Below are 1,975 nucleotides of genomic sequence, written 5' to 3'. Positions count from 1 at the left end.
TGTTTTACATCATTAACATTATTAAAATTATTTACCCACAAAATAAATAGTTTTTATGAAAAATATGGTGTTATTGAAAAAGTAACAGAAACGAACTTTATTAATACTATTAAAAAAGTAAGGCATAGAGTTGAAATAAATAAATCTACAAATAAAATTATTAATTATGAACGTGAAGACGTTATTAATGAACCATTAATTTGAAATAAATTTGATGAATACCAAAAAATAATAATTAAAAATTATCAATAAAAATACGTTTAGGCCTATATACAAGGTCTAAACGTATTTTTACGAAATAAAAGTGAGAAACTCGGGTAAAAATAAAGTAAGATATTATAAAAATATGATAGAATAATAAAGCAATATTATTTAATTGCAGAAAGTAGAATCACTTCTCACCTGATAGATATATGTCTTTGGGTATAGCTACAATTAAATGTACTTAATTCAGGTACTTTTTTAGTAGATGAAGCGTTTAACTTTAAATATTTACAAGGAGAGTATTATTATTCAACAAGAAAAAAGAAAAAAACCTACTCAGGAACATTATGTTAATAGTGACATTCCATATCCAAAAGTTTTTGTAATAAATTCTAATGGAGATAAAGTAGGTGTTTTACCTAAATCTGAAGCTATTGAATTAGCAAAACAACAAAAAATGGATTTGGTTTTAATTAGCGTTGATCCAAAACCAATTTGCAGAATTTTAGATTATGGTAAATTTAAGTACGACCGTAAAAAGAAACAAAAAGAAATCAAAGAAAAACAAACAAATGTTCAAAATCGTGAAATACGTTTAACACCAATGATTGGTGATAATGATTTACTTACAAAAAGTAAAAAAGCACGTGAGTTTCTTTTAAAAGGATACCGTATTAAGGTTTCTGTTAAATTAAGAGGTCGTGAAATTGGTAGAAAAGACTTAGGGATTAGTGTTTTAGATAAATTTTATGCTTCAATTGAAGATATATCTGAAAAAACAACTGAACCTAAATTAGTCAATGAACGTTTTTTAGATATGAATCTCCAACCAAATAAAATAAAAATCGCTAAATACTTAAAAAATAAGGATCAAGAAAATGATTCAAAAGAAGGAGAAATAAATGCCAAAAATGAAAACTAAAAGCGCTCTTAAAAAGCGTATTAAAGTTACAGGTACCGGTAAAATATTAAGAGAACAAGCTGGTCGTTCACACTTAGCACAAAACAAATCAACAAAAAGAAAACGTCATGCAAGAAAAGCTGCCTTAATGTCAAGAAGTGATTTCAAGAGATTAAAAGGTTTAATTTAATTTTGTTTTTATACTTTATAAATTCAAAATTAAGTACTACAATTTAAGAAAGGGAAATAATTATGGCAAGAGTTAAAGGTGGAACAGTTACAAGAGCAAGACGTAAAAAATGATTAAAATTAGCTAAGGGATATTTTGGTCACAAATCAATCGGTTATAAAGTTGCAAAACAAGCAGTTGTTAAATCATGAACATATGCATTTAGAGATCGTAAACAAGTTAAAAGAAACTTCCGTAAATTATGAATAGCACGTATTAATGCTTCAACAAGAGAACATGGTCTTAGTTATTCAAAATTTATTAATGGTCTTAAAAAAGCAAACATTACAATTAACCGTAAAATGTTATCTGAATTAGCAATCCACGAACCTAAAACATTTTTATCATTAGTTACAGTTGCTAAAAATGCTAAATAATACATCTTTAAAGATAAAGGTGGACAAAAAAGTTAACATGATAATGTTAGCTTTTTTAACACCTTTGAGGGGGTATACCCCCTCAAAAAAATCAAAAAAAAGGAGAAATATGTCAAAACATTTAAAAGCAGAAGAATTTTACAAAATATATGAAGAATATAAGAGTACAGGAATACAAGGTGCTTTAAAAATATTATTTAAAATTTCACCAAAAGTAAAAAATAATATTAATAAGAATAATGTTTTAAGAATTAAAAAAATTAT

Annotated in this window: 4 protein-coding genes; all 4 read left to right on the top strand. The window is 25.7% G+C overall.

Going from position 1 to position 1,975, the window contains the following annotated elements; all coding sequences use genetic code 4:
* Nucleotides 1-252: hypothetical protein (locus BU00_RS05475; RefSeq protein WP_425411676.1), on the top strand; the 252-nt coding region annotated here is incomplete at its 5' end.
* 217 nt (nucleotides 253-469) lie between these two features.
* Entirely contained in the window at nucleotides 470-1,126 is a 657-nt protein-coding gene (infC, locus tag BU00_RS0104085; RefSeq protein WP_084477556.1) for a translation initiation factor IF-3, read from the top strand.
* Nucleotides 1,107-1,295: a 50S ribosomal protein L35 gene (gene rpmI, locus BU00_RS0104080; RefSeq protein WP_027121573.1), complete on the top strand. Its 189-nt coding sequence runs from the start codon at nucleotides 1,107-1,109 to the stop codon at nucleotides 1,293-1,295. Before infC ends, rpmI begins: the two co-directional genes overlap by 20 nt.
* Before the next feature lie 62 nt (nucleotides 1,296-1,357).
* Nucleotides 1,358-1,711: a 50S ribosomal protein L20 gene (gene rplT / locus BU00_RS0104075; protein WP_027121572.1), complete on the top strand. Its 354-nt coding sequence runs from the start codon at nucleotides 1,358-1,360 to the stop codon at nucleotides 1,709-1,711.
* Nucleotides 1,712-1,975: the final 264 nt, after the last annotated feature.

Source organism: Mycoplasma leonicaptivi ATCC 49890, assembly GCF_000622205.1.
Classification (GTDB): Bacteria; Bacillota_I; Bacilli_A; order Mycoplasmatales; family Metamycoplasmataceae; genus Mycoplasmopsis; species Mycoplasmopsis leonicaptivi.
This window is presented reverse-complemented; position numbering and strand designations above follow the sequence as displayed.